Raw genomic sequence first — 26,910 nt, forward strand, 5'->3', positions numbered from 1 at the left:
CCAGTCCCCCTGCCGAGTCTGCGTAAACAAATGTCCTGCCATCCCTATCAATTCATCGGCCCAGAGGCAATTGGGACCCATGGTGCTGTTGAGAGGCTGTGACAGAGCACGAGCCGGTCCGGCGCGGCAGGAAGAACCGGAGGGGAGTGCTCAACCCGGCTCCGGTGGGCCGGGGAACCGTTCCCGGTGGGCCCGGGATCCGATACCGGCGCCGCCGGGGCGCCGCTTGCTCACGCTCTGAGACAGAATGCCGTTTGGCACAAGCCGTGTCGCCGCCGGCCATTCACATCCGCGCCTGCTGCACAGCTGTTCCCGTCCGCACCGTGTGTGCGGACCGCGCGACGACTCATGGAGTGCAGATTGACTACGACGTTCCGCTCTCGTCTCACCGCCCGGATCGGGCGCACCTACCTGTCCAGGATCCAGAAGTACGGGATCGGCTCCTCCACGGTCAGGCTGCTCCCCGACGACCTGCTGATGATGCTGCGCAGGGACGGCCTCGACCCGGTGGACAGGCTGGCCAGGACCCGGGCGAAGCGGCCGGTGCACAAGGTCTCGTTGCCGTTCGGCATGGACGCCTGGGTGGTCAGCGGCTACGAGGAGTCGAAGGCCGTCCTCGGCTCGGCCGACGGATTCAGCACCGACTTCGCCCACCTCGCGACGAACGCCGGAGTGGCCGCCGAACAGAGCCCCGGCGGACTCGGGTTCAACGATCCCCCCGTGCACACGCGCCTGCGCCGCATCCTGACCCCGGAGTTCACGATGCGCCGGCTGCGGCGCCTGACGCCCAGGATCGACGCCATCGTCGAGGAGCGCCTCGACGCGATGGAGGCCGCCCGGGGCCCGGTCGACCTGGTGCAGGAGTTCGCGCTGCCGATCCCCTCCCTCACGATCTGCGAACTGCTCGGCGTGCCGTACGAGGACCGCAGCGACTTCCAGCAGCTCGCCATGGACCGCTTCGACCTCTTCGCCGGAACCACCGCGCCCTTCGGCGCGATGTCGGAGTCGCTGGAGTACTTCAGGGGCGTCGTCAAGGCACAGCGCGAGAAGCCGGGCGACGGCCTGCTCGGCATGATCGTGCGGGAGCACGGCGACGACGTCGACGACGAGGAACTCGCCGGCCTCGCCGACGGTGTGCTCACCGGAGGGTTCGAGACGACCGCCAGCACGATCGCCCTCGGCTCCCTCGTCCTGCTGCGGAACAGGGACGTCCTGGAGCGAATACGCCACGACGACGCCATGACCGCCCCGTTCGTCGAGGAGGTGCTGCGCTACCTCTCGGCGGTGCAGATCGCCTTCCCCCGGTTCGCCCGCCGCGACATCGAGATAGGCGGCGTGGTCATTCCGCAGGGCGACATGGTGCTCTGCTCGCTGAGCGGTGCCAACCGCGATGCCGGGTACGTCACGGACGACGGGCGCTTCGACCCGCACCGCACCCCGTCCGGCGGCCACCTCGCCTTCGGCCACGGCATCCACCGCTGCGTCGGCGCCGAACTGGCCCGCATGGAGCTGCGCACCGCCTACCCGGCGCTGGTCCGGCGGTTCCCCGGGATGCGGCTCGCCGTCCCGCCCCAGGACCTGGACTTCCGCAAGCTGTCCATCGTGTACGGCATCGAATCGCTGCCGGTGCACCTGCGCTGAGGCGCCCGTACCGGACCATGCCGCGGGGCCGGCCGGGCCGGCCCCGTGACGGCGGCGGCCGGTCAGTGGCTGCCGGTGAGTTCGCCGCTGAGGGTCTTGTGGATCTCGGCGCTCGGCTCGTTGAGGCCGACGATCTCCACGGTCTTGCCGCGCTGTTCGTACTTGGTGGTGATGGCGTCCAGCGCGGCGACGGAGGAGGCGTCCCAGATGTGGGCGGCGGAGAGGTCGATGACGACCCGGTCGGGGTCGGTGGCGTAGCCGAACCGGGTGACCAGGTCGTTGGCGGAGGCGAAGAAGAGCTCGCCGGTGACGGTGTAGACGATCCGGTCGCCCCCGGAGTCGGTGACCGTCGTGACGTCGGCCAGGCGGGCGACCCGCCTGGCGAAGATCACCATGGCGATGACCGTGCCTACCACGACGCCGACGGCCAGGTTGTGGGTGACGACCACGCAGACCACGGTCACCACCATGACGAGGGTCTCCCCGGCGGGCATCCGCCTGAGGGTCCTCGGCGCGATGGAGTGCCAGTCGAAGGCCGCGACGGACACCATCACCATGACGGCGACGAGGGCGGCCATGGGAATGCGGGAGACGACGGGCCCGAAGACGATGCACAGGACCATCAGGAAGGCACCCGCGAGGAAGGTCGACAGGCGGGTGCGGGCGCCCGACACCCGTACGTTGATCATCGTCTGGCCGATCACGGCGCAGCCGCCCATGCCGCCGAAGAGGCCGGTGACGATGTTGGCGATGCCCTGGCCGATCGATTCGCGGGTCTTGCTGGAGCGGGTGTCGGTGATGTCGTCGACCAGCTTGGCGGTCATCAGGGACTCCATCAGCCCCACCAGCGCCATGGCGAGCGCGTAGGGCGCGACGGTCGTCAGCGTGTCCGGCGTGAACGGCACATCGGGCAGACCGGGCACCGGCAGCGAGGACGGCAGCTCGCCCCGGTCGCCGACCGTCGGCACGGCGATCCCGGCGGCGACGGTGATGGCGGTGAGGATGACGATGGAGACCAGCGGCGCCGGGACCGCCCGGGTGACCCTGGGGAAGAGCACCATCAGCGCGATACCGCCGACGACCAGCGGGTAGACGGGCCAGGGCACGTCGTGCAGCTCGGGGACCTGGGCCATGAAGACCAGGACGGCGAGGGAGTTGACGAAGCCGACCATCACACTGCGCGGCACGAACCGCAGCAGCTTCGCGACGCCCAGCGCGCCGAGCACGATCTGGAAGACGCCGCCGAGGACGACCGCGGCGATCAGGTAGCCGAACCCGTGCTGGCGGTTGAGGGGCGCGACGACCAGGGCGACCGCCCCGGTGGCGGCGGAGATCATCGCCGGGCGTCCGCCGACGACCGAGATCACCACCGCCATGGTGAACGAGGTGAACAGGCCGATCGCCGGATCCACCCCGACGATCACCGAGAACGAGATCGCCTCGGGGATCAGCGCCAGCCCGACCACGAGTCCGGCCAGCAGCTCGGTGCGGAACACCTTCGGGGACAGCCAGGCGGGACGGAAGCCGCGCAGCCGCGCGGCAGGGGAGAGTACAGAGAAGGACAAGAGCGGAAGACCTGTCGTGCGGGAGGGAGCGTACGGGGGAGCGAGGGAGGCCGGGGCGTTCCCCCGGCACTCGACGCATCAGGCCAGGATGCTCCCCCGACATCCGGCACCCGGGCACCGGGGTGCTCTCCCCGGCACCCGACACGTCACTCCAGGATGCTCCCCGGCCCTGGCCCCGGGCACCCGGCCTCAACACATCAGACCGGGGCGCCCTCCCCGGCACCCGACGCGCCAGGCCAGGGCGTTCCCTCAGCACTCGATGATGTTCACCGCGAGCCCGCCCCGGGCCGTCTCCTTGTACTTCACGCTCATGTCCGCGCCGGTCTCCTTCATGGTCTTGATGACCTTGTCGAGGGAGACCTTGTGGCTGCCGTCGCCGCGCAGCGCCATCTTCGCCGCCGTGACGGCCTTGACCGCCGCCATGCCGTTGCGCTCGATGCACGGGATCTGGACGAGACCGCCGACGGGGTCGCAGGTCAGGCCCAGGTTGTGTTCCATGCCGATCTCGGCGGCGTTCTCGACCTGCTCGGGGGTGCCGCCGAGGACCTCGGCGAGGGCGCCCGCGGCCATCGAGCAGGCGGAGCCGACCTCGCCCTGGCAGCCGACCTCTGCGCCGGAGATGGAGGCGTTCTCCTTGAAGAGCATGCCGATCGCCCCGGCCGCGAGGAGGAAGCGGACGACGCCGTCCTCCTTCTCCGCCTCGGTGGCGCCGCCGGCCGCGAAGTTCATGTAGTAGTGCAGCACCGCCGGGATGATGCCCGCGGCGCCGTTGGTGGGCGCGGTGACGACCCGGCCGCCCGCCGCGTTCTCCTCGTTGACCGCCATCGCGTAGAGGGTGATCCACTCCATCGCATGGGTCTGCGGGTCGCCCTCGGCGCGCAGCTGGCGGGCGGTGTTCGCGGCGCGGCGGCGGACCCTGAGGCCGCCGGGCAGGATGCCCTCGCGGGACATGCCGCGCGCGACGCAGGCCTGCATGACGCGCCAGATGTCCAGCAGACCCGAGCGGATCTCGTCCTCGGTGCGCCAGGCCCGCTCGTTCTCCAGCATCAGCGAGGAGATGGACAGGCCGGTGTCCTTCGAGAGCCGCAGCAGCTCGTCGCCGGTGCGGAAGGGGTGCTTCAGCACGGTGTCGTCGAGGACGATCCGGTCCTCGCCCACCGCGTCCTCGTCGACGACGAAGCCGCCGCCGACCGAGTAGTAGGTCTTCTCCAGGAGCGGGGCGCCCTCGTGGTCGAAGGCGAAGATCGTCATGCCGTTGGCGTGGTACGGGAGGGCCTTGCGGCGGTGCAGGACCAGCTGCTCGTCGGCGTCGAAGTCGATCTCGTGCATGCCGAGGAGGTTGATCCGGCCCGTGGCGCGGATCTGCTCCACCCGGTCGTCGGCGGACTCCACGTCGACGGTGCGGGGCGACTCGCCCTCCAGGCCGAGCAGGACCGCCTTGGGGGTGCCGTGACCGTGACCGGTCGCACCGAGCGAGCCGTACAGCTCGGCGCGTATCGAGGCGGTGTGGGCGATCAGGCCCTCGTTCTTCAGCCGGCGCGCGAACATACGGGCGGCGCGCATCGGGCCGACCGTATGGGAGCTGGACGGGCCGATGCCGATCGAGAACAGGTCGAAGACCGAGATGGCCACGGGTGACTCCTCAGGGGTTGGTAGACATCGTCGTCTGCCGGGTGGTGCGGTACGAACCGGGCCGGGCGGCCCGGAGAGCGGGGGGCATGGGACGGGGCACCGCGCTCACCCTTCAGTGTGCGCGGTGCCCCGCCCCAACGTGTTGCCAGAATCTGTCCGGACTACTTCAGGCCGGGGTACAGCGGGAACTTCTCCGCCAGCGCGACGACGCGGGCCTTCAGGGCGTCCGCGTCGTAGGACGGCTTGAGCGCGGCGGCGATGATCTCCGCGACCTCGGTGAAGTCCTCGGTCTGGAATCCGCGGGTCGCCAGGGCCGGCGTACCGATCCGCAGACCCGAGGTGACCATCGGCGGCCGCGGGTCGTTCGGGATGGCGTTCCGGTTGACCGTGATGCCCAGCTCGTGCAGCCGGTCCTCGGCCTGCTGGCCGTCCAGCTCCGAGTTGCGCAGGTCGACCAGGACCAGGTGGACGTCCGTACCGCCGGACAGCACGGAGACACCGACCTCGGTGACGTCCGGCTGGACCAGGCGCTCGGCGAGGATGCGGGCGCCGTCCAGGGTGCGCTGCTGGCGCTCCTTGAACTCCTCGGTCGCCGCGACCTTGAACGAGACGGCCTTGGCCGCGATCACGTGCTCCAGCGGGCCGCCCTGCTGGCCCGGGAAGACCGCCGAGTTGATCTTCTTGGCGAGCTCCTGGGTGGAGAGGATCACGCCGCCGCGCGGACCGCCGAGGGTCTTGTGCGTGGTGGTCGTGACGACATGGGCGTGCGGCACCGGGTTGGGATGCAGACCCGCGGCCACCAGGCCGGCGAAGTGCGCCATGTCGACCATCAGGTACGCGCCGACCTCGTCCGCGATGCGGCGGAAGGCGGCGAAGTCCAGCTGGCGCGGGTACGCGGACCAGCCGGCGACGATCAGCTTCGGCTTGGACTCCTTGGCCAGGCGCTCGACCTCGGCCATGTCCACGACGCCGGTCTCGTCGACGTGGTACGGGACCACGTTGTAGAGCTTGCCGGAGAAGTTGATCTTCATGCCGTGGGTCAGGTGACCGCCGTGGGCCAGGTTCAGGCCCATGATCGTGTCGCCCGGCTTGAGCAGCGCGAACATCGCGGCGGCGTTGGCCTGCGCACCGGAGTGCGGCTGGACGTTCGCGGCCTCGGCGCCGAACAGCGCCTTGATGCGGTCGATGGCGATCTGCTCGACGACGTCGACGTGCTCGCAGCCGCCGTAGTAGCGGCGGCCGGGGTAGCCCTCGGCGTACTTGTTGGTGAGGACGGAGCCCTGGGCCTCCATGACGGCGACCGGAGCGAAGTTCTCCGAGGCGATCATTTCGAGGGTGGACTGCTGACGGTGGAGCTCGGCGTCGACGGCGGCGGCGACGTCCGGGTCCAGCTCGTGGAGGGAGGAGTTGAGAAGCGACATCAGGTGGTCCCTTGGGGTCTTTAGTTGCCGGAGAACTCGGTGTACTCGTCGGCGGAGAGCAGGTCCTCCGGCTCCTCCGCGACGCGTACCTTGAACAGCCAGCCGCCCTCGAAGGGAGCGGAGTTCACCAGCGACGGATCGTCCACGACGTCCTGGTTCGCCTCGGTGACCTCGCCGGTCACCGGGGAGTACAGGTCGCTCACCGACTTGGTCGACTCCAGCTCACCACAGGTCTCGCCCGCGGTCACCGTCTCACCGACCTCGGGGAGCTGGGCGTAGACGACATCGCCGAGCGCGTTGGCCGCGTACTCGGTGATACCGATCGTGGCCACACCGTCCTCGACGGCCGACAGCCACTCGTGCTCCTTGCTGTACCGCAGCTGCTGGGGGTTGCTCATGACCTGAATTCTCCTGTACGCGGGGGAGTGCTGATGAACGGTGGTCTTACGGTGTGAGACGCGACTGCGTCACTTCTCGGTGGGCGCCGACGTCACTTCTGGCGCTTGTAGAACGGCAGCGCCACGACCTCGTACGGCTCGTGGCTGCCCCGGATGTCCACTCCGACGCCCTCGGCACCGGGCGTGGCGTGCGCGGCGTCCACGTACGCCATGGCGATCGGCTTGCCCAGCGTGGGCGACGGGGCGCCCGAGGTGACCTCGCCGATGACCTCGCCGCCGGCGACGACGGAGAATCCGGCGCGCGGCACGCGGCGGCCCTCGGCGACCAGCCCGACCAGCTTGCGCGGCGGGGCGGTCTCGGCGCGCCCGGCGGCGGCCTCCAGGGCCTTGCGGCCGACGAAGTCGCCCTCCTTCTCGAACTTCACGACCCGGCCGAGACCGGCGTCGAACGGGGTCAGCGCCGTGGTCAGCTCATGCCCGTACAGCGGCATGCCCGCCTCCAGGCGCAGTGTGTCGCGGCAGGAGAGCCCGCACGGGATCAGGCCGCGGGAGGCGCCCGCCCCGGTCAGCGCCTTCCACAGCTGCTCGGCGTGCTCAGGGGCGACGAACAGCTCGAAGCCGTCCTCGCCGGTGTAGCCGGTACGGGCGATCAGCGCGGGGACACCGGCGACGGTGCCGGGCAGACCGGCGTAGTACTTCAGACCGTCCAGGTCGGCGTCGGTGACGGAGGCCAGGATCGCGGGGGACTCGGGGCCCTGGACGGCGAGCAGCGCGTACGCGTCCCGGTCGTCGCGCACCTCGGCGTCGAAGCCGTCGGCCCGCGCGGTCAGCGCGTCCAGCACGATCTGGGCGTTGCCCGCGTTGGCGACCACCATGTACTCGGTCTCGCCCAGCCGGTAGACGATCAGGTCGTCCAGGATGCCGCCGTCCTCGGCGCAGATCATCGTGTAGCGGGCCCGGCCCACGGCGACCGTGCCGATGTTGCCGACCAGCGCGAAGTTCAGGAAGGCCGCGGCCGCGGGGCCGGTGACGGTGATCTCGCCCATGTGCGACAGGTCGAAGAGTCCGGCCCTGGTGCGCACCGCGTTGTGCTCGTCGCGCTCGCTGGCGTACCGCAGGGGCATGTCCCAGCCCGCGAAGTCGGTCATGGTCGCGCCCAGCGAACGGTGCAGGGCATCGAGGGCGGTGAGACGGGGGACGGTGCTCATGGATATGGCTCCCAGGGCATGACGACGAGGACGATCCCTCCCCATCTGTCATCGGAACCTGAGAGGTTCGCCGAGAGCCCCTGGAAGGGTTCGGCTTGCACCTTGGGTGGAGCCGCGAAGCGGCCCGCTTTTCAGATCTGCCTCATCCACGCGGTACGGGGCCTGAGAGATTCAAGGGAGGAACTTGCTCCTTCGGCGCCCGGCACAAGCAGTGACCGGAACTCTCCCGCGCGGATTCAAGCGGCCTTTATGCAGTTGGCCGGGTCATCATCGCATGCATCGCGCCGGAGTGGGGCCCCGGCCTCCTGCCGGAATTCACCGGCGTGGACGGTTGTGCCGCATTACCTTTTCTTTACACTTCAGGGGCATACGTGGGGTGAGCCGACAGGGGGAGGGCGATGACGTTGCAGCGGTACGCGACGACCGCGGGGGTCGCGCACGGCGCGATGCCCGCGCAGACGGGGGCCCCGGCGAGGGACGCCTCCGGCGCCCACGCGCCGGTGGTACGGGATCTGCGGGAGCGCTCCGGGCGCAGTCCGCGCGGCCTGTATTTCGCGGCGGGCGACGTGGTGGTGGTCTCCGGGCTGCCCGGCAGCGGCAAGTCGACGCTCATCCGGCGCGCGGTGACGACGGCGCACGCCATCGACTCCCAGGACACCCGCGACCGCTGGGCGCGGAGCATGCCCCGCTTACTTCCCTACGCCCTCTACCGTCCGCTGGTCCGCGCCGCCCACTACTGGGGGCTGCGGCGGGCGCTGCGCTCCGGGGAGTCCGTCGTCGTCCACGACTGCGGAACGCAGGCGTGGGTACGGGCCTGGCTGGCCCGTGACGCCCGGCGCCGGGGCCGCGCCCTGCACCTCGTCCTGCTCGACGTCACACCGCAGGCCGCGCGGGAGGGCCAGCGCGAGCGCGGACGCGGCGTATCGGGATACGCCTTCGCCCGGCACCGCAGGGCCGTGGGCAGACTGCTGAGGGCCACCGGGACGGGCCTGCTGCCGCCCGGCTGCGCCTCGGCGGTGCTGCTGGACCGGGAGGCGGCGGGGCGGCTCGGCCGGATCGCCTTCGGGGACGAACGGCTCGGGGCCGGGTAGCCGCGGGCCGGGCGGCTGTGCCCCGGGTGGGTGCGGGCCGGATGGCCGCGGGCCGGGCCGCCGCGGGGCCGGGCGTTAACCTTCTGCCGGAAAGCGTGGGCGAGAAGGGGAAGCAGTGGACGTTCCGGCACAGCTCCAGTCCCATCCGCAGGGCGGATGGCCGGCCAATGAGCTCGAAGAGGTACTGACGGCCTCGGTGGGCGTCCCGGAGGCGGGCGGACGGCTCGTCGAGGTGCTCGGACGCAGCGATGTCTGGGTGCCCCTGCCCAACGGCGGCGGGCCCGACTCGGAGGGACTGGACCTGCCGACGCTGGAGATCGAGGGCGCTCCGTACGTCCCCGTGTTCAGCTCCGAGCAGCAGTTCCTCGCCTGCGTCGGCACCCGGATGTCCTTCACCGTCGCGCCCGCCCGTGACTTCGCCCGCGGCCTGCCCCCGCAGCTCGGCATCGCGGTCAACCCCGGCGGCGCGGTCGGGATGCCGCTGCCGCCCCCCGCCGTGGCCGAACTCTGCCGGGCCGGACGCACCCCGCTGGACGGCCCGGCCACCGGCGGCCGGGTCCGGCTGTACGAGCCGGGCTGGAAGGAGGAGCCCGTCGACTTCCTCGCCGCGGCGGCCGGCGAGTTCGAGGAGAGCGGCGTCGTGCTCACCGCCCGCCGGGCGCTGGCCAGCGTCGAGGGCAACGACCCCGTCCTCTTCATCGGCGTGGAGTTCTCCACCTGGGACGGCGCGGGCCGCAACGCCCCGATGGACGCCCTCGGCCGCGCCCTGGGCCGGGTCGAGGTGCCCTGGCCGGTCAATCTCGTCCTGCTCGACGTGGCGCAGGACCCGGTCGGCGACTGGATGCGCGAGAAGGTCCGGCCGTTCTACCAGCGAGCGGCCCGGTAGCCCCGGCGCGGCGCCCGCGGCGGGCACCGGCGTGGAACACCGCCGCGACCCATGGCGTCAAGTCGGTGTCAGGACCGGCGCATAAGCTGGTTTCATGGCTGGTGCCTCGGCATCATGCCGCACCCGTGTGCCCGGGAGCGGCCGGCCGACACAGTGGATCGAAGAGGGGCGGGACCAGGTGAGTGCGTCAGGCACCGCGGCGGCCGGGCAGGTCGAGCACATGCTTCGCCAAGTGACGCCCGGACGCTACGACGCGTACGAGGCACTGCTCCAGGCCCTCGCCAACGGCCGGATCTGGATGCTCCTCTGGCACGGCCAGGCGGGATCGCCCGACGCCCAGTACGGAAACATGGAGGTCGACGGCCTCGGCTACGCCCCCTGTGTGACCTCCGCCCAGGAGCTCTCGGCCAGCGGCTGGAACCGCGCCCATGAGCTGGTCGGCGGCCTGGACATCGCCCGCACCCTCTTCCCCGACCGCTGGGGCATCTGGCTCAACCCGCACGCCCCGGGCGGCGGCGTCGGCATCCCCTGGCTGGACCTGCGCCGGATCGCCACCGGCCTCGACCGGATGCCCGCGGGCCCGCTCCGGCTCACCGAGCCCGCCATCGAGATCCCGCAGTTCTACGCCCTGCTCGCGCAGAACGCCCACCACACCTCCGCGATCCGCTCGCTGCGCCGCGCCTGGGTGCAGCCCGCGCTGGGTGCCCCGTACCTCACCATCGGCCTCGACCTCTACGACACCAGCCCGCCCTCGGTGGACGCGGCGCGCGCGATGATGCAGCAGTCGATCTCCGCCGTCCCGGACGGGCTGCCCGTCTCCACCGTCGCGATGTCCGACGAGTACGACCCGGTCGCGATGTGGCTGCGTGCCAACGCCCGCCCGTTCTACGACCGCGAGGCGCACGCCCCGGCGGCCCCGGTCACCGGCTACGGCTACCCGCCGCAGGGCGCGTACTGATCCGTCCGGCCGGCCCCCTCCGGTGATGTCCCTTCCGGGTCGTTCGCCCCTCGGGGGCCGGAATGCGGGTGTTGTGTTCAGGAATTCCGCAACGCGACCATAAGGTGCCAACTACCCGGATTTCTGCGCGCGTTCACCTTCGTAGTGTCACAACAGCCCTGCCATGTCCGAGATTTCCGCGCTGGTCACGTCTGGTGACGATAGCTTCGCGAATCTTCCGGGGTGTCCCCTTCCACCTCAACTGACCTGTGTTCGACGGGCGTTCACTTCCGTCCGGATAACGGAACACCCAGGCCCGCATCACGGTTAGGCATCCATTCGCCTGTCGGTATGGCTACCTGTAGTGACGGCAATGAAGACTCCCGCAGCAAGGGCGTCTTGCCGCCTCTGCGTACGACTGACTGATCGCGCCGCCACAGCGGCCAGTTCGGCCCGGCCACCGCCGGTTGAGAGGGGTCCTTGCCACGATGACGGCACCACTGCACGAGCCGACCAAGGAAGCGGATCCGGTCGCGGCCGACGGTCCCGCAGTCGACTCCGGGGTGAAGAAGGTCGAGGGACGGTCTCTCAAGCAGATCGCCTGGAACCGCCTGAAGCAGGACAGAGTCGCTCTGACGGGTGGCATCGTTGTCCTCGTCCTGGTCGTGGTGGCGATCTTCGCGCCCCTCATCGTCGGCCTGCTGGGACATCCGCCGAACGACTTCCACCAGGACAAGCTCGACCCGCTGACCAACCTCCCCACCGGCAGCCTCGGCGGAGTGAGCGGCGACTTCCTCTTCGGCGTCGAACCCAACAAGGGCCGCGACATCTTCAGCCGGATCGTCTACGGCGCCCGGATCTCGCTGCTCGTGGCCTTCCTGGCGGCCCTGGTCGCCGTCGCCCTCGGCACCCTCTTCGGGATCATCGCCGGATACTTCGGCGGCTGGATCGACGCGGTGATCAGCCGGATCATGGACGTGCTGCTCTCCTTCCCGCAGCTCCTCTTCATCATCTCCCTGGTCTCGGTCCTCCCCGACGACCTGCTCGGGCTCACCGGCAGCGGCGTACGCATCGCCGTACTCGTCGCCGTCATCGGCTTCTTCGGCTGGCCGTACGTGGGACGCATCGTCCGCGGACAGACGCTCTCGCTGCGCGAGCGCGAGTACGTGGAGGCGGCGCGCAGCCTCGGCGGCGGACGGACCCACATCCTCTTCCGCGAACTGCTGCCCAACCTCGTGGCGCCGATCACCGTCTACGCGACGCTCATGATCCCCACCAACATCCTCACCGAAGCGGCCCTCAGCTTCCTCGGTGCCGGTGTCCGTCCGCCCACCGCCTCCTGGGGCGGGATGCTGCGGGACGCGCTGGAAACGTACGAGCACGACCCGATGTTCATGGTCTTCCCCGGCGTGACGATCTTCATCACCGTGCTGGCCTTCAACCTCTTCGGGGACGGGCTGCGCGATGCCCTGGACCCCAAGGGGACCCGATAGCCCACGACTTGCCCCTGCCGCATCGTCAGGTGGCTCTTCCCATGGTTCTCCGGCAAGCAACGGCCTGGGACCGCGATCTCGGAGGTTACGAGAAAATGTCCACAGTTACCTCGAAACGACGGCTCACCGCTGGTGCGGCCCTCGTGGTCGCGGCGCTGATGACCACCACGGCGTGCGGCGGCGGCAGCGACAACGACGGCGGCGGCAAGGCGAAGGGCGCCGGCTTCAACGCGGCGTTCAACAAGGTCGCCAACCCTTCCACCAAAACGGGTGGAACGCTGAAGATGATCGGCAAGCAGGACCTCGACTCCGCCGACCCCCAGCGTGCCTACTACGGCATGGCCTGGGACTTCATGCGCTTCTACACCCGCCAGCTGGTCACGTACGACACCAAGCCGGGTCAGGCCTCCACCAAGCTCGTCGGCGACCTGGCCACCGGCCCCGGTGAGATCACGGACGGCGGCAAGACCTACACGTACAAGCTGCGCGATGGTCTGACCTGGGAGGACGGCTCCAAGCTGACCTCCAAGGACGTCAAGTACGGCATCGAGCGCATCTGGGCGACGGACACCATCACCGGTGGCCCGCAGTACCTGAAGCAGACGCTGGACCCCAAGGGCGAGTACAAGGGCCCCTACAAGGACAAGTCCGCGGACAAGCTGGGCCTCAAGACGATCGAGACGCCCGACGACAACACCATCGTCTTCAAGCTGCCCAAGCCCAACGGTGACTTCGAGCAGTTCCTCGCCATGCCGTCCGGCTCGCCCGTGAAGGCGGCGAAGGACACCGGCGCGAAGTACACCCAGCGCCCGTTCTCCGCCGGCCCGTACAAGTTCGAGACGTACAAGCCGGGCAAGAACATCGTCCTCGTCCGCAACGACAAGTGGCAGAAGTCCTCGGACCCGGTGCGCGCCGCGCTCCCGGACAAGATCGAGGTGACGATCTCCGCCAACCTGGAGGAGAACGACAAGAAGCTGATGGAGGGCGACTACGACGTCGACCTCAACGGCACCGGCATGACCCAGTCCGGCCGCGTCACCGCCGTCCAGGACCACAAGGCCAGCGTCGACAACATGCTGACGTCCTTCGTCCGCTACGTCGCGCTCGTCCACACGGCGAAGCCGCTGGACGACGTCCACTGCCGCAAGGCCGTCTTCTACGCCACGGACTTCGCCGGTCTCCAGCAGACCCGCGGTGGTGAGATCGCCGGTGGTGAGATCGCCAACAGCACGCTGCCGACCTCCATCAAGGGCCACAGCGACTACGACCCGTACGGCGTCCTCGCCCGCAAGGGCAAGCCGGACCCGGCCAAGGCCAAGGACGAGCTGAAGCAGTGCGGTCACCCGACCGGCTTCTCCACCAAGCTCACCGCCCGTAACAACAACCCGGGCGAGGTCGACACCGCCGAGGCGCTCCAGGAGCAGCTCGGCAAGGTCGGCATCAAGATCGAGGTCGACCCGATCGACGGCGCCGAGGCGTCCAGCATCACCGGTTCGCCGTCCGTCGTGAAGAAGCGCGGCTACGGAATGACGATGAGCGGCTGGGGCCCGGACTTCCCGTCCGGCCAGGGCTTCGGCCAGCCGCTGTGGGACAGCCGGTTCCTGTCCGAGACCGGTAACTACAACGAGTCGCAGCTCAAGGACCCGCAGATCGACAAGCTCTTCGACAACGCGATCGCGGAGACCGACCCGGTCAAGGCCGGCGAGATCTACAAGGAGCTCGACAAGCGGATCCTCGACCAGGCCGACTGGATGCCCTTCATCTACGAGAAGAACATCACCTGGCGCGGCGACCGACTGACCAACGTCTACATGTCCGACGCCTACAGCGGCCGTTACGACTACGTCTCGCTCGGCGTCGTCAAGTAGTCGCTGTAGTCAACAGCATTCGCAGTCAACCCGGTTGACTGTTCCACCGCCGCCGAAACCCGCCAGTCCGAAGGGCAGGTGAGGGCCGGGGCGGTGGCCGGGATCCCCCACGAGGGGCTCCGGCCACCGCCGGGCCGCACACAGTGCTTGCATATCTCATCCGGCGCCTGTTCGCCGTAGTCATCATGGTGCTCGTCGTACTGCTCGCGACGTTCACCATCTTCTTCATGCTGCCCAAGTGGGCGGGTCAGGACGTCGCAGTCCTCTTCGCCGGCAAGGCTTCCGGTGCCGAGCAGCTCGCGGGCATCCGGATCAAACTGGGTCTCGACGACCCCCTCCTCGTCCAGTTCTGGGACTTCGTCAAGGGCATCCCGATGGGACGCGACTACGCGAACGGTGCCGACGTCACCCACTGCGCCGCGCCCTGCTTCGGCTACTCCTTCCGCACCGAAGTGCCGGTCTGGACCACCCTGAAGGACGCGCTGCCCGTCACCGGCGCGCTCGCCGCCGGTGCCTGTGTCCTGTGGCTCCTCGGCGGTGTCGCCACCGGTGTGGTGTCCGCGCTCCGGCGCGGCAGCATCTGGGACCGGGCCGCGATGACCACGGCCCTCGCCGGTGTCTCGCTGCCGATCTTCTTCACCGGCATGGTCGCGATGGGCCTGTTCGTGCACAACCTCGGCTGGGTGCACATCGCGGACAACCTCTCCACGGACGACGGCATCGGCACCTGGTTCCAGACGCTGATCCTGCCGTGGATCGTGCTCGCCTTCCTGAACGCGGCGATGTACGCCCGGCTCACCCGGGCCACCATGCTCGAAGTGCTCGGCGAGGACTACATCCGTACCGCCCGCGCCAAGGGGCTCGGCGAGGGCACCGTCATCACCCGGCATGCCCTGCGTTCCGCGATGACGCCGATCCTCACCGTCTTCGGCCTGGACATCGGCGTGCTCCTCGGTGGTGCCGTCCTCACCGAGTCCACGTTCAACCTGCCCGGTCTCGGGCTCGCCGCGGTCCAGGCCATCAGCAACAAGGACCTGCCGGTGATTCTCGGCGTCACCCTGTTCGCGGCCCTCGCGATCGCCGTCGCCAACCTCGTCGTCGACATCATGTACGCCGTCATCGACCCGCGAGTGAGGCTGGGATGACCGAACTGAACAAGAGCGGTGCCGCGCTGGGCGAACCCTCCCCGGCCGGCTCGCCCGCTCCCACCGCCTTCCTCGAAGTGCGCGACCTCAAGGTGCACTTCCCGACCGACGACGGCCTGGTCAAGTCCGTCGACGGGCTCACCTTCCAGCTGGAGAAGGGCAAGACCCTCGGCATCGTCGGCGAGTCCGGCTCCGGCAAGTCCGTCACCTCGCTGGGCATCATGGGCCTGCACACCACCGGCCAGTACGGCAAGCGCAAGGCGCAGGTCTCCGGCGAGATCTGGCTGGACGGCAAGGAGCTGCTGTCCGCCGACCCCGACGAGGTGCGCAAGCTGCGCGGCCGCGACATGGCCATGATCTTCCAGGATCCGCTGTCCGCGCTGCACCCGTACTACACGATCGGCAAGCAGATCGTGGAGGCGTACCGGGTCCACCACAGCGTCGACAAGAAGACCGCCCGCAAGCGCGCGGTCGAGATGCTCGACCGGGTCGGCATCCCGCAGCCGGACAAGCGCGTCGACAGCTACCCGCACGAGTTCTCCGGCGGTATGCGCCAGCGCGCGATGATCGCCATGTCGCTGGTCAACAACCCCGAGCTGCTGATCGCCGACGAGCCGACGACCGCACTGGACGTGACGGTCCAGGCGCAGATCCTCGACCTGATCCGCGACCTGCAGAAGGAGTTCGGCTCCGCGGTCATCGTCATCACCCACGACCTGGGCGTGGTGGCCGAGCTCGCCGACGACATCCTGGTGATGTACGGCGGGCGCTGCGTCGAGCGCGGACCGGCCGAGAAGGTGTTCTACGAGCCCCGGCACCCCTACACCTGGGGCCTGCTGGGCTCGATGCCGCGCCTCGACCGCGACCAGACCGACCGGCTCATCCCGGTCAAGGGTTCCCCGCCGTCGCTCATCAACATCCCCTCGGGCTGCGCCTTCAACCCGCGCTGCCCGTACGCGGACGTGCCCAAGGACGACGTCACCCGCACCGTACGGCCCGAGCTCCAGGAGGTCGGCAGCCGGCACTGGGCGGCCTGCCACATGTCGCAGGAGCAGCGGGAGCGTATCTGGACCGAAGAGATTGCGCCCAAGCTGTGAGCGAGGACAAGGCCGTGACGAGCGACAACAAGGGCGTGACGAGCGAGGGCAAGGGCGTGGACGTTCCGGCGCAGAGGTCGGCCGGGCACGGCGGGCCGGCCGGTGACACCGCCTCCCGCGAGGTGCTGCTCAAGGTGACCGGGCTGCAGAAGCACTTCCCCATCAAGAAGGGGCTGCTGCAGCGCAACGCCGGTGCCGTGAAGGCCGTCGACGGGATCGACTTCGAGGTGCACTCGGGCGAGACCCTGGGGGTCGTCGGCGAGTCCGGCTGCGGGAAGTCGACGATGGGCCGGCTGATCACCCGGCTGCTCGAACCCACCGCGGGGCAGATCGAGTTCGACGGCAAGGACATCACGCACCTCGGCGTGGGCGGCATGCGCCCGATGCGCCGGGACATGCAGATGATCTTCCAGGACCCGTACTCCTCGCTGAACCCGCGGCACACGATCGGCACGATCGTGGGCGCCCCCTTCAAGCTCCAGGGCGTCACGCCCGACGGCGGCGTCAAGAAGGAGGTGCAGCGGCTGCTGGAGGTCGTGGGCCTCAACCCCGAGCACTACAACCGCTATCCGCACGAGTTCTCCGGCGGTCAGCGCCAGCGCATCGGGATCGCCCGCGCCCTGGCGCTCAACCCCAGGCTGGTCGTGGCGGACGAGCCCGTCTCGGCGCTGGACGTCTCGATCCAGGCGCAGGTGGTGAACCTGCTCGACGACCTCCAGGCCGAGCTGGGCCTCACCTATGTGATCATCGCCCATGACCTGTCGGTCGTCCGGCACGTCTCGGACCGGATCGCGGTGATGTACCTCGGCAAGATCGTGGAGCTGGCCGACCGCGAGTCGCTCTACAAGGCGCCGATGCACCCGTACACGAAGGCGCTGCTCTCGGCGGTTCCGATCCCGGACCCGAAGCGCCGTTCGGCCAAGAGCGAGAGGATCCTGCTCAAGGGCGACGTGCCGTCGCCGATCTCGCCGCCCAGCGGCTGCCGCTTCCACACCCGGTGCTGGAAGGCGACGGAGGTCTGCAGGACCCAGGAACCGCCGCTGGTCGCGCTGAAGACCGGACACCAGGTGGCCTGCCACCACCCGGAGAACGCGCCCGACCAGGTGCCCGGCGAGACGGTGACGGCGGCGGCGCGCGAGGCGATCGAGATCGTCGACGTGAGCAAGCCCGCGGCGGACGAGCCCGAGCCGGACGGGAACGGGTCCGACGACAACGGGTCCGGCGACAACGGGTCCGGCGGGACCGCGGCGGACGGCGCCGCCGCCTCGCCCGATACGCCGGAGGACGGCCCGAAGGAGTAGTACCGGCACAATTGCCCGGTGCTCAACGAACTGTTCACGCCCTCCGTCCAGCATGCGCTCGACATCGTCGGAATCTTCGTCTTCGCGATCTCCGGCGCTCTGCTCGCCGTACGCAAGAACTTCGATGTCTTCGGCATCGCGGTGCTCGCCGAGGTGACCGCGCTGGGCGGAGGGCTGTTCCGTGACATCGTCATCGGTGCGGTCCCGCCCGCGGCGTTCACGGATCTCGGCTACTTCACGACCCCGCTCCTCGCCGCCGTCCTGGTGTTCTTCCTGCACCCGCACGTCGAGCGGATCCAGGTGGGCGTCAACGTCTTCGACGCGGCGGGCCTCGGCCTGTTCTGCGTCACGGGCACGGTCAAGGCGTACGACTACGGCCTGGGCCTCACCGCGTCCGCGGCCCTGGGGCTCGCCACCGCGGTCGGCGGCGGTGTGCTGCGCGACGTACTGGCCAACGAGGTGCCCTCGCTGCTGCGCTGGGACCGCGACCTGTACGCGGTGCCCGCCATCGTCGGCGCCACGACGATCGTCCTGTGCATCCGCTTCGGGACGCTCAACGCGTTCACCAGCGGCGCCGCCGTGATCGTGGCCTTCGTGCTGCGGCTGCTGGCGATGCGCTACCACTGGCGGGCCCCGCGCGCCTACAACCGCAAGTCCGCGACGGCCGAGGAGGGCTCCGCGGCCACCTGATCCGCCGCTGTTATCCCGGCTGTGATCCCGGCTGTGATCCCGGCCAAAAAAGCTACCGCTCAGTAATGCAATCGGTGTACGGTGCGTCGCATGGCACAGGCAGCAGAGCAGACAGCAGGGCAGCCGACGGAGCAGACCGGACCGGCGACCGTCGGGGACAGCGAGTTCGACCGCGACACCGCCGTCACCCTTCGCGAGGAGGGCGTCTACGACGCAGAGCTCTCGGCGGGATGGACGATCATCCACGCGGTCAACGGCGGCTATCTGCTGGCCATGCTCGGCCGCGCCCTCGGCCAGGCCCTGCCGCACCCGGACCCCTTCTCCGTCTCCGCGCACTACCTCACCGCGTCCGTCCCCGGCCCCGCGGTGATCCGGACCCACACCGTCCGCACCGGCCGCACCCTCTCCACCGGCCAGGCGTCCCTCTTCCAGTACGCGGAGGACGGCACCGAGGTCGAGCGCATCCGGGTCATCGCCACCTACGGCGACCTGGACGGGCTGTCCGACGAGGTCCACACCTCGGCGAAGCCGCCGACCATCCCGCCGCGCGAGCACTGCCTCGGCCCGAGCGACGGCCCGGCCCCGATCCCCGGCAGCTCCGCCATCACCGAGCGGCTCGACATCAAGCTCGACCCGGCGACGATCGGCTGGGCCATCGGGCAGCCGTCCGGCAAGGGCGAGATGCGCGGCTGGTTCGGCCTCGCGGACGGCCGCGACGCCGACCCGCTCTCGCTGCTGCTCACCGTGGACGCACTGCCGCCCACCTCGTTCGAGCTGGGCCTCAAGGGCTGGACGCCCACCATCGAGCTCACCACCCACATCCGCTGCCGCCCGGCCCCCGGCCCCCTCCGCGTCTCCATCACCACCCGCAACCTCGCGGGCGGATTCCTGGAAGAGGACGCGGAGGTCTGGGACAGCGCGGACCGCCTGGTGGCCCAGTCCCGCCAACTGGCGCGCGCACCGCGCTCCTGACGGCCGGGGCGGGGAGGGCGATACGCGGGCAGCGACCGGGGTGAGGGGAGGAAGCACGGGCGGCGGTCGGGGAAGCTGGTGAGGTGAAATCCGACCGGCTGCTCTCGATCCTCCTGCTCCTCCAGACCCGCGGCCTGGTGCCCGCCACCGAGCTCGCCGAGCGCCTCGAAGTCTCCGTACGCACCATCTACCGCGACATCGAGGCGCTCTCCGCCTCCGGCGTCCCGGTCTACGCCGAGCGGGGGCGGCACGGCGGCATCGCGCTGCTGCCGGGGTTCCGAACCGATGTCACCGGGCTCACCGCCGACGAGGCGCGCGCCCTCTTCGTCCTCGCCGCCGAGGGCACCCATGCCGCGCTCGGTCTCGACGCGGCGCTCGGGTCGGCGCTGCGCAAGGTGATGGCCGCCCTGCCCGAACCGCACCGGCCCGCCGCCGAGCTGACCAGCAGGCGGATCCTGGTCGACCCGGTGCGCTGGATGAGCGGCCCGCGGCCGGCCGTCGACGTGGCCGAGCTGCACGACGCCGTCCTCGCCGACCGGCGGTTGCGGCTGAGCTACCGCCACAGCGGTACGAGTGACCCGCGCACCTACACCGTCGATCCGTACGGCCTCGTCGTGAAGGCGGGCGTCTGGTACCTGGTGGCGGACCGGGACGGGGTGCCCCGGCTCTTCAGGGCCGACCGGGTGCGGCGGGCCGGTCTCCTGGACGCACCCGTCGAGCGCCGGCCCGGGGTGGAGCTGGCGGACCTCTGGGGCGAACTGCGCAGGCAGGTCGAGGAGCGGCCCGGACGGGTCCGGCTCCGGGTGCGGGTGCGCCGTTCCCGCCTCGATCTGTTCCTGCGCCTGAACGCCGGGTGGCTGACCGGGGAGCCGCGCCCGGAGGGGGATGCGGGGTTGGAGGGAGAGGCGGGGCGGGCGGCGAGCGGGGAGTGGCTGCGGGCCGAACTGGCCGTCGACTCGGTCGAGCACGCCCGCTCCCTGCTCTCCTTCGGCCCGAACGTCGAAGTGCTCTCGCCGCCCGAGGCGCGGGACGTCCTCGCCCGTCACGCGGCGGCGGTCGTGGCGCTGTACGGGGCGGCGGGCACGCCCTAAGGGGTATCGGCCCCGTTCGCGTCGTCCAGCCAGTGCAGCCTGCCGAGGGTGACCAGTCTCAGCCGGCGGCGGGCCACCCCGGCCACCTCCCGCTCGCCGTCCGGCCCCGCGTCCAGCAGCGCCGACGCGGTGATCACCATGTGGTCGACATAGAGGCCGCCGAGCATCAGCAGGTCCTCCTCGCTCCACCCCCGGGACTCCGGCTCCTCGGCGAGCGCCGCCGCCACCTCCTCGGCGAACCGCCGTAGTTGGGCCGCTATGGCCTCGCGGACCGGGCCGACGCCGCCGTGCTGTTCACGGGCGATGAAGCGGAAGTGGGCGGGCTGTTCACCGACATGGCGCAGGATCAGCTCGACGCTGCGCCCCAGCCGCTCCTCGCTGTCGCCGGTCTCGGCGAGGACCGCGCCGATCATTCCGTGCAGGCTGCCCAGCGCCTCCTCGACGAGCGCCACGCCGAGTGCCGCGGTGTCCTCGAAGTGCCGGTAGAAGGCGGTGGGTGTGACGCCCGCGGCCCGGGTCACCTCGCGCAGCCCGAGGCTGCTGAGGCTCTGGTGCTCCAGGAGTCCGAGTGCGGCATCCAGCAGTGCCTGACGGGTTCTCAGCTTCTGGGTCTGTCGGACGCCGACGGTGTGACTCATGCCATTCAGTAAACAACTGTTCTCCAGGGCGGGGAAGCGCCGTGCGGGTCTAGACTGACAAGTCAGTGAACAGTCGTACTCTCAAATGCTCGTGAAGAGCTCGCGGAAGGCTGAACATGATCGTCCTCGTCGTCGCCCTGCTCCTGCTCGGAGTCGTGCTCGGAGCGGTGGTCCAGATCCCGCTGCCGCTGAGCCTCGCGCTCGCCGCCGCGATCGGCTGCTGGCTGCTGGTCTTCGCCGTGCGGGAGCGGGCGGGTGCGCGGCGCCGTTCGCAGTGACCGCCACCCGGGCTGTCCCGGCTGTCCCTGCCGTCGCGGCCGTTGCTCCGGCCGCCGGTCCGATTCCCCTTCCGGCCATCGATACGAAGGAGCCCGTGCCATGACACTCACCACACCGATCCGCCGGTCCCGGGTGGACGGGGCGACTCCCGCCGGTACCGTTCCAGGAGCCGACGCCGCCACCGCCCCGAAGGGGCCGTCGCGCAGTACCCGGGACGCCGATGCACTGGCCGTGGCCTCGTTCGTGCTCGGGCTCGTCGGCCTGCTGGTGATGAACGTCCTGCTCGGCCCGGCCGCCATCGTGATGGCGGTCCTCGCCCTCGTCCGGTCCACCTCCCGCCGTGGCCGCGCCCTGCTCGGGCTCGCGCTCGGCATCGCCGACCTCGTGGTCCTCGCCTTCCTCGTCGCCGGAAACGGTGTCGTCGCCTGGAACTTCGGCGGCTGAACCGGGCGGAGCGGACCTCGCCGCCGCGGTGTTCGGCTCCCGGGACGCGCTGTGCCCGCCGTACGCCCCGCCTCGGGCCCGCGGAGACCGCGGTGTCCTCCGATCGCTCGACAGGGCCGCCCGCATCCTGTTCGATCATGGATGGCACAGCGGGCGTCCGTCTGGGGTGGGCTGCGGCGAGGGGGAGGGTGCGTGCTGGAGATAGCGGGGATCGGGGCAGCGGAGGAGCGGGTCTACCGCCACCTGGTGGAGGTACGAGGCGCGGGCGTGGACGAGATCGTCCAACGGCTCCACATCCGGGAACGCGAGGCGGCGTCGCTCCTCTCCTCCCTGCATGACAAGGGCCTGGTCGGGCGGCTGCCGGGCGACGGCGGCATGCGGTACGTACCCGTCCCGCCGGACGTGGCGCTGCAGCCTCTGCTGTCGCGCGGCCAAGAAGCGCTGGAGTGGGCGCGGCGTGGAGTGGAGCAGCTGGCCGAGGAGTACCGGGCGGGCGGCCGGCGCCATGACGCCGGGCAGCTGGTCGAGGTGATCACCGGGGCCGGCGCCATCCGTCAGCAGCTGCGCCAACTCGCCTACGGGGCCCGCAGTGACCTGCGGTGGTTCTGCAAGGCCGATCCCGTGGCGCTGCGCGCCCAGGACAACGACGAGGAGTTCGAACTGCTCGCCCAGGGCATCCGCTACGAGGCGATCTACGAACGGGACTGCCTGGAGCAGCCCGGCATGGTCGACAACGTCGCCCAGGGCATCCGCGCCGGTGAAGTGGCCCGTGCCACCAGCGCACTCCCCGTGCGCATGGTCATCGTCGACGGCTCCGTCGCCGTCTGCCCGCTGATGCCGGGCAGCACGACCGGCGTCCGCGGCGAGCCGACCGCCGCGATCATCCGCAGCAGCACTCTCCTGGACGCCCTTGTCGCCCTGTTCGACATGCAGTGGGCGGCGGGGACCCCACTGCACGTCACGGAGGCGGGCGAGCTGGCCGACTTCGCCGACGGCATGGGACCGGGTGGCAGTCTCGCCGACGACGAGCGCTATCTGCTCTCCCTGGTCGTCGCGGGCGTGACGGACAAGGCGATCGCCACCCAGCTGCGGGTCAGTCACCGCACGGTGCAGCGCCGGATCACCGCGCTGATGCAGCGGGCGGGCGCGACGACGCGTACGCAGCTGGTGTGGCAGGCGGCGCGGCGCGACTGGCTGTCCTAGGACGCACGGAAGCCGCGACCGGGGCCGGTCGCGGCTTCCGGATCTCGCGTACTACCTCAGCGCGTACGCCCGCTCGATCTCCTGCGTCACCTCGTTGCCCGCGTCGTCCCAGGCGCGGACCCGCAGCGTGACGTACCCACTGGTGCGGGCGGTCGAGGGGTGGGTGACCCGGACGCGGTAGGCGCCGTCGCCCCGGGCGGAGGCCTTCGCCGCCCGCCAGTGCGCGCCGTCGTCGTACGAGACGGACACCTCCATGCCCTTCACGGAACGGCCCGTCAGGCCGTCCTGGTGACGGGCGCTCACTCCGAAGGCGAAGGACCCGGAGTCAGGGGCGGAGCCCTGGAGGTCGGTCGCCACGTCGTAGTCGAGCTGGAGGAGGGGAAGCAGGGATTCCTTGCCCTCGGCCGGGCGGGGGGCCGTGAACGACCAGCGGGTGCTGGTGGCCCGCGAGAGGGTGCCCTCGGGGCCGGTGCGCTTCACGTCCAGGTCCAGCCGGTAGCGGCCGTCTTCCCCGCCCGCGGGGAAGACGCCCCACGCCCGGGAGCCTTCGGCGAGGATCTCGCCGTCGCGACGCAGTACGGCCCGGGTCTCGTCGGGGTAGGGGGTGTTGGCGTCCTTGCGGGGCAGAGCGTAGCCGTAGTGGCCGGAGGCGGCGTCGGCGAACTCGGGGATCCCGATGGTCAGCTGGTCGCCCTTGCGGTGGGCGAGCCCTTCGACACCTCGGGGGATCGCCGGGCGCACCACGGGGGCGTACCAGCTCTCCGTGGCGTGCTCACCGGGCCGGTAGGTGCGCAGGGTGCCGAGCATGCCGGTCCCCACCGCCTGGATCGCCCAGGTGTTGCGGGGGTTGACCCAGTGCAGCCACCGGGTGTCGGCGGGACCGCTCACGTACTCCGTCCGCGCCTGCCCGGTGCGGACGTACCGGGACCGGATGGAGAGCTGCACGTCCTCACCCTCCCACGGACGCCAGGACAGCCGGTCCTCCGCGACGTAGCGCGCCCCGCCCGTGTCCGGGTAGCGCGAGACCACGGTGGCCGTGTTCTTCGGGCCGACCTTGTGGACCACGTGCTCGGGGACGCGCTGTTGGGCGACCTGCACCACGTCGTAGAGGTAGGGGCTTTCCGGGGTCCCCTTCAGCTCCAGTACGGTGCCCGGCGCGCGCAGCCGCTGCGCGGTGGCGTGGGAGGCGTACAGCCCGATCGCGGGCAGTCGCGGACCCACCGGCTGCCAGGGCGTGGCCGCGTACAGGTTGCCGCCGGCGGTGGTGACGGCGGCCGCGGCTCCGGCCCGGGCGGCCGAGGCCACCGCCTCGTCGTACTCCACCCCCTCCAGTTCCACGAGCACCGCCGCTCCGCGGACGTCCACGCCCCGTGCGCGCAGCGCCGCGTAGTCCTCGGGACGTCCGTGACCGGCGTCCACCACCCGCAGGCGCCGCACGCCTTCCACGGCGGGGGAGTTGTGGAGCAGACGGACGGGGACACCGGCCGCGGCGGTGGCGGAGACCGCGCGTGTGCGGAGCATCGGTGCGGTCAGCTGCCAGCGGGAGGTGAACTCGAAGGTTCCCTCGGTGAACTCCTCGGTGGGCGTGACGTAGAGGAGCTGTCCGCCGCTGTGTCCGCTGGTGAAGAAGCTGGCGAACTCCCGGTCGCCGGCTTTCCAGTGGGTGGAGAAGACCAGCGGGCCCCGCTGCTCGGCCGGCTTGGGGGTCTGGATCTTCACGGGGACCGCCTCGCGTGCGTCGAGCACCAGCTCCGTGTCGCCGCTCACCCGCAGGTGCGGGTTGACCACCAGGCTGTTGGTGACGTTGTCCTCCGTCGACTGCGTGATGACGCCGTGCAGGTAGTACATGCCCTCGGGCATGTCCAGCGTCAGGCTCTGCCCCGCCGGCACCTCCTGGACGACGTCGAAGCGGCCCGTGGGACCCAGCATGATCAGCGGGAAGACGGTCGCCGGCTGCCCGGCGCGGTCGATGCCGCGCACGGTGACCTTGTGCGTGACCGGGTCCTTCGCCGCGGAGAGAACGGTGTGCGTGACGGTCTGCCCGTCGGCCGAGGTGGCGGTGAGGCGGCCGCTGTAGACGCCCTCCGGCAGCGCGGGCGCGTCGAGGGTCACGGTCACGTCGGTGCTGCCGTGGGCGCCCACGGTGACCTGCGCGGGGGCGCCTATGGTGCCTGCCGGGGCCGAGGAGCCGTAGAGCTGGTCGAAGGTGGTGTCCAGGGTGAGCGACACGGGCGCGTCGCCGTCGTTGGTGTAGGTGACGCTCACCTGCCGCGGGCCCGAGTCCGGTGCCAGGGTGCCGAAGGTGGTGGTGCCGGTGGCGCGCACCTGCTGGCGCACCGAGCGGGCCACATCCACCCGGCCGGCGCCCTGCTCGTAGACCGTCTGGTCGGGGGCGGTACGCGTCGTGCTCATCAACGCGTCCTTGAGCTGCTGGGCGCTCCAGTCGGGGTAACGCCCGGCCAGGATCGCCGCCGCGCCCGCCACGTGCGGGGTCGCCATGGAGGTACCCGACGCGGCGGTGTAGGCCGCGTCCACCGGGTCGCCCATGGACGTGCCGGCCGCGCGGGCGGCGACGATGCCGACGCCGGGGGCGGTGAGGTCGGGCTTGACGCCGTTGTCCCCGACGCGCGGGCCGCGGCTGGAGAAGGGGGCCAGCTTGTCGTCGCGGTCGACGGCGCCCACGGTCAGTGCGTTCGCCGCGGCGCCCGGGGAGCCCACCGAGTAGTCGGAGCCCGTGTTGCCCGCCGCGACGACGAAGAGGGTGCCGGTCTCCTCGCTGAGGCCGTCGAGGACGAGGCTGAGTACGTCCGTGCCGTCGGTGGGCGGGCCGCCCAGGCTCATGCTGACGATGTCGGCGCCCGAGTGGGCGGCCCAGTCCATGCCGCCCATGATGGCGGAGTACGAGCCGGAGCCGCTGTCGTCGAGCACCTTGCCTATCAGCAGCCGTGCCCCCGGTGCCACGCCCTTGCGCGAGCCGCCCGAGGCGGCGCCGCTGCCGGCGATGGTGGAGGCGACGTGGGTGCCGTGGCCGTGGCCGTCGTTCGCGCTGGGGCCGTCGGTGAAGTTGCGTACTTCGCCGAGCTTCCCGGCCAGGTCGGGGTGGGTGGCGTCGACGCCGGTGTCCAGGACGGCGACGGTCGCGCCGTGTCCGTCGTAGCCGGCCTGCCACGCCTCGGGCGCACCGATCTGCGCGGTGCTGCGATCGAGGGAGGCGTGGACCTTCGCGTCCAGCCACAGCTTCTCGACGCCGCCCTCGAAGGCCGCGTTCTTGAAGGAAGAGTTCCTGGAAGCGTTCTTCGCGCCGCCCTCGGCGCCGCTCTTGGCGAGCGCGTCGTCGTCGATGGCCTTCCAGAACCGCCCGGCCTGCTTCTTGTCCGCCTTCAGTGCCGAGCCGCGCAGGCTCTTGATGACCAGGCCCTTGCGCGAACCGGTGGGCGCCCCCTTGGACGTGGGGTTCGTGCCGCCGGTGTAGCGGGCGATCAGCGGGATGGCGGAGGTGTGGGCGTCGTCGTACCCCTGCTTGACCAGGGAGGTGATGTTGAACAGCTGCCGGTCCAGTTTGCCGGAGGCGATGTACGGGAGCGCGGCGCGGGGCAGCACGTACAGCTGCTTGTCGATCTCCAGTTGGGTGAAGTCGGCCTGCGAGGCGCCCGAGACCGGCTCGACGGAGACGGCCTTCCGGCCGCCGGGGAAGGTCTCCAGTCGCACCCGGTCACCGGTCACGAGCGTGACGGAGCTGACCTGGGGACGGCCGGCGGAGTTCGCGCCGACGGAGGCGGGCGCCGGGGCGGCGCTCGCGCCGGAGGAGGTGGGGGACAAGGCGGCGATGAGGACTCCTGCCGCCAGTACGGCGGCAGAGCGATACCGTCTGTGCATCGGAACCTTTCCAGGAGGCAAGGAGAGGGACACG

At 70.7% G+C, this 26,910-nt stretch carries 22 protein-coding genes and 1 riboswitch; of the genes, 15 read left to right on the forward strand and 7 right to left on the reverse strand.

The window, feature by feature from the left end:
* Positions 1 to 348 precede the first annotated feature (348 nt).
* The gene (locus tag GA0115234_RS33340; RefSeq protein WP_093549215.1) at positions 349 to 1,641 is read left to right on the forward strand and encodes a cytochrome P450; all 1,293 of its coding nucleotides are present in this window, start codon (positions 349 to 351) and stop codon (positions 1,639 to 1,641) included.
* A gap of 62 nt (positions 1,642 to 1,703) precedes the next feature.
* Here the strand turns inward: GA0115234_RS33340 and GA0115234_RS33345 are convergent, their stop codons facing one another.
* The 5 genes from GA0115234_RS33345 to gcvT all read right to left on the reverse strand — a co-directional run bounded on the left by GA0115234_RS33345 (position 1,704) and on the right by gcvT (position 7,865).
* Positions 1,704 to 3,206 (reverse strand): SulP family inorganic anion transporter, encoded by a 1,503-nt coding sequence (locus GA0115234_RS33345; protein WP_093549216.1) that lies wholly within the window; start codon positions 3,204 to 3,206, stop codon positions 1,704 to 1,706.
* A 249-nt stretch (positions 3,207 to 3,455) separates the two neighbouring features.
* Positions 3,456 to 4,838, reverse strand: a complete 1,383-nt coding sequence (locus GA0115234_RS33350; RefSeq protein WP_093549218.1) for an L-serine ammonia-lyase — start codon at positions 4,836 to 4,838, stop codon at positions 3,456 to 3,458.
* 161 nt (positions 4,839 to 4,999) lie between these two features.
* Positions 5,000 to 6,259 carry a serine hydroxymethyltransferase gene (glyA, locus tag GA0115234_RS33355; RefSeq protein ID WP_093549220.1) on the reverse strand — a complete coding sequence of 420 codons (1,260 nt, stop codon included), beginning with the start codon at positions 6,257 to 6,259 and terminating at the stop codon, positions 5,000 to 5,002.
* Between the two features lie 20 nt (positions 6,260 to 6,279).
* Positions 6,280 to 6,657, reverse strand: coding sequence for a glycine cleavage system protein GcvH (gene gcvH, locus GA0115234_RS33360; protein WP_093549222.1), 378 nt, complete (start codon positions 6,655 to 6,657; stop codon positions 6,280 to 6,282).
* A 92-nt stretch (positions 6,658 to 6,749) separates the two neighbouring features.
* Entirely contained in the window at positions 6,750 to 7,865 is a 1,116-nt protein-coding gene (gene gcvT / locus GA0115234_RS33365; protein WP_093549224.1) for a glycine cleavage system aminomethyltransferase GcvT, read from the reverse strand.
* Between the two features lie 141 nt (positions 7,866 to 8,006).
* Positions 8,007 to 8,104: riboswitch (glycine riboswitch) on the reverse strand.
* A gap of 159 nt (positions 8,105 to 8,263) precedes the next feature.
* Here gcvT and GA0115234_RS33370 point away from each other — a divergent pair.
* The 11 genes from GA0115234_RS33370 to GA0115234_RS33420 all read left to right on the forward strand — a co-directional run bounded on the left by GA0115234_RS33370 (position 8,264) and on the right by GA0115234_RS33420 (position 20,436).
* Complete coding sequence (locus GA0115234_RS33370) at positions 8,264 to 8,956, forward strand: AAA family ATPase (RefSeq protein WP_093549225.1); 693 nt, start codon at positions 8,264 to 8,266, stop codon at positions 8,954 to 8,956.
* A 115-nt stretch (positions 8,957 to 9,071) separates the two neighbouring features.
* Positions 9,072 to 9,842, forward strand: a complete 771-nt coding sequence (locus tag GA0115234_RS33375) for an enhanced serine sensitivity protein SseB (RefSeq protein WP_093549226.1) — start codon at positions 9,072 to 9,074, stop codon at positions 9,840 to 9,842.
* 178 nt (positions 9,843 to 10,020) lie between these two features.
* Positions 10,021 to 10,800, forward strand: a complete 780-nt coding sequence (locus GA0115234_RS33380; RefSeq protein ID WP_093549228.1) for an enhanced serine sensitivity protein SseB C-terminal domain-containing protein — start codon at positions 10,021 to 10,023, stop codon at positions 10,798 to 10,800.
* Between the two features lie 467 nt (positions 10,801 to 11,267).
* The gene (locus tag GA0115234_RS33385; RefSeq protein ID WP_093549230.1) at positions 11,268 to 12,272 is read left to right on the forward strand and encodes an ABC transporter permease; all 1,005 of its coding nucleotides are present in this window, start codon (positions 11,268 to 11,270) and stop codon (positions 12,270 to 12,272) included.
* Between the two features lie 95 nt (positions 12,273 to 12,367).
* Positions 12,368 to 14,140: an ABC transporter substrate-binding protein gene (locus tag GA0115234_RS33390; RefSeq protein ID WP_093549232.1), complete on the forward strand. Its 1,773-nt coding sequence runs from the start codon at positions 12,368 to 12,370 to the stop codon at positions 14,138 to 14,140.
* A gap of 143 nt (positions 14,141 to 14,283) precedes the next feature.
* Positions 14,284 to 15,285 (forward strand): ABC transporter permease, encoded by a 1,002-nt coding sequence (locus GA0115234_RS33395; protein ID WP_093549234.1) that lies wholly within the window; start codon positions 14,284 to 14,286, stop codon positions 15,283 to 15,285.
* Positions 15,282 to 16,382 carry an ABC transporter ATP-binding protein gene (locus GA0115234_RS33400; RefSeq protein ID WP_093549236.1) on the forward strand — a complete coding sequence of 367 codons (1,101 nt, stop codon included), beginning with the start codon at positions 15,282 to 15,284 and terminating at the stop codon, positions 16,380 to 16,382. The genes GA0115234_RS33395 and GA0115234_RS33400 overlap by 4 nt, the downstream gene beginning before the upstream one ends.
* A gap of 56 nt (positions 16,383 to 16,438) precedes the next feature.
* Positions 16,439 to 17,683, forward strand: coding sequence for an ABC transporter ATP-binding protein (locus tag GA0115234_RS33405; protein WP_176729346.1), 1,245 nt, complete (start codon positions 16,439 to 16,441; stop codon positions 17,681 to 17,683).
* 18 nt (positions 17,684 to 17,701) lie between these two features.
* Positions 17,702 to 18,373: a trimeric intracellular cation channel family protein gene (locus GA0115234_RS33410; protein ID WP_093549238.1), complete on the forward strand. Its 672-nt coding sequence runs from the start codon at positions 17,702 to 17,704 to the stop codon at positions 18,371 to 18,373.
* 90 nt (positions 18,374 to 18,463) lie between these two features.
* Positions 18,464 to 19,345 (forward strand): thioesterase family protein, encoded by an 882-nt coding sequence (locus GA0115234_RS33415; RefSeq protein WP_093549240.1) that lies wholly within the window; start codon positions 18,464 to 18,466, stop codon positions 19,343 to 19,345.
* Positions 19,346 to 19,428: 83 nt separating this feature from the next.
* Positions 19,429 to 20,436: a helix-turn-helix transcriptional regulator gene (locus tag GA0115234_RS33420; RefSeq protein ID WP_093549242.1), complete on the forward strand. Its 1,008-nt coding sequence runs from the start codon at positions 19,429 to 19,431 to the stop codon at positions 20,434 to 20,436.
* On the opposite strand, the gene GA0115234_RS33425 is transcribed toward GA0115234_RS33420, so the two are convergent.
* Positions 20,433 to 21,074 carry a TetR family transcriptional regulator gene (locus GA0115234_RS33425; RefSeq protein WP_093549244.1) on the reverse strand — a complete coding sequence of 214 codons (642 nt, stop codon included), beginning with the start codon at positions 21,072 to 21,074 and terminating at the stop codon, positions 20,433 to 20,435. The genes GA0115234_RS33420 and GA0115234_RS33425 overlap by 4 nt on opposite strands.
* A gap of 116 nt (positions 21,075 to 21,190) precedes the next feature.
* Between GA0115234_RS33425 and GA0115234_RS42615 the strand changes: the two genes are divergently transcribed.
* The 3 genes from GA0115234_RS42615 (at position 21,191) to GA0115234_RS33440 (ending at position 23,000) form a co-directional block, all read left to right on the forward strand.
* On the forward strand, positions 21,191 to 21,352 hold the full coding sequence (locus GA0115234_RS42615) for a hypothetical protein (protein ID WP_093549246.1): 162 nt from the start codon (positions 21,191 to 21,193) through the stop codon (positions 21,350 to 21,352).
* A 100-nt stretch (positions 21,353 to 21,452) separates the two neighbouring features.
* Entirely contained in the window at positions 21,453 to 21,797 is a 345-nt protein-coding gene (locus tag GA0115234_RS43935; protein WP_237541943.1) for a DUF4190 domain-containing protein, read from the forward strand.
* Between the two features lie 192 nt (positions 21,798 to 21,989).
* Complete coding sequence (locus GA0115234_RS33440; RefSeq protein ID WP_093549249.1) at positions 21,990 to 23,000, forward strand: helix-turn-helix transcriptional regulator; 1,011 nt, start codon at positions 21,990 to 21,992, stop codon at positions 22,998 to 23,000.
* Positions 23,001 to 23,051: 51 nt separating this feature from the next.
* Here GA0115234_RS33440 and GA0115234_RS33445 read toward each other — a convergent pair whose 3' ends face one another.
* The gene (locus GA0115234_RS33445; RefSeq protein WP_093549251.1) at positions 23,052 to 26,876 is read right to left on the reverse strand and encodes a S8 family peptidase; all 3,825 of its coding nucleotides are present in this window, start codon (positions 26,874 to 26,876) and stop codon (positions 23,052 to 23,054) included.
* Positions 26,877 to 26,910: the final 34 nt, after the last annotated feature.

Source organism: Streptomyces sp. DvalAA-43, assembly GCF_900091725.1.
Classification (GTDB): Bacteria; Actinomycetota; Actinomycetes; order Streptomycetales; family Streptomycetaceae; genus Streptomyces; species Streptomyces pulveraceus.

Excerpts from the sequence above, each read along its gene's own strand:
- GA0115234_RS43935 (WP_237541943.1), top strand. The coding sequence starts at position 21,453 with ATGACACTCACCACACCGATCCGCCGGTCCCGGGTGGACGGGGCGACT.
- GA0115234_RS33425 (WP_093549244.1), bottom strand. The coding sequence starts at position 21,074 with ATGAGTCACACCGTCGGCGTCCGACAGACCCAGAAGCTGAGAACCCGT.
- gcvT (WP_093549224.1), bottom strand. The coding sequence starts at position 7,865 with ATGAGCACCGTCCCCCGTCTCACCGCCCTCGATGCCCTGCACCGTTCG.
- glyA (WP_093549220.1), bottom strand. The coding sequence starts at position 6,259 with ATGTCGCTTCTCAACTCCTCCCTCCACGAGCTGGACCCGGACGTCGCC.
- GA0115234_RS33400 (WP_093549236.1), top strand. The coding sequence starts at position 15,282 with ATGACCGAACTGAACAAGAGCGGTGCCGCGCTGGGCGAACCCTCCCCG.
- GA0115234_RS33415 (WP_093549240.1), top strand. The coding sequence starts at position 18,464 with ATGGCACAGGCAGCAGAGCAGACAGCAGGGCAGCCGACGGAGCAGACC.
- GA0115234_RS33370 (WP_093549225.1), top strand. The coding sequence starts at position 8,264 with ATGACGTTGCAGCGGTACGCGACGACCGCGGGGGTCGCGCACGGCGCG.
- GA0115234_RS33445 (WP_093549251.1), bottom strand. The coding sequence starts at position 26,876 with ATGCACAGACGGTATCGCTCTGCCGCCGTACTGGCGGCAGGAGTCCTC.
- GA0115234_RS42615 (WP_093549246.1), top strand. The coding sequence starts at position 21,191 with ATGATCGTCCTCGTCGTCGCCCTGCTCCTGCTCGGAGTCGTGCTCGGA.
- gcvH (WP_093549222.1), bottom strand. The coding sequence starts at position 6,657 with ATGAGCAACCCCCAGCAGCTGCGGTACAGCAAGGAGCACGAGTGGCTG.
- GA0115234_RS33385 (WP_093549230.1), top strand. The coding sequence starts at position 11,268 with ATGACGGCACCACTGCACGAGCCGACCAAGGAAGCGGATCCGGTCGCG.
- GA0115234_RS33390 (WP_093549232.1), top strand. The coding sequence starts at position 12,368 with ATGTCCACAGTTACCTCGAAACGACGGCTCACCGCTGGTGCGGCCCTC.
- GA0115234_RS33340 (WP_093549215.1), top strand. The coding sequence starts at position 349 with ATGGAGTGCAGATTGACTACGACGTTCCGCTCTCGTCTCACCGCCCGG.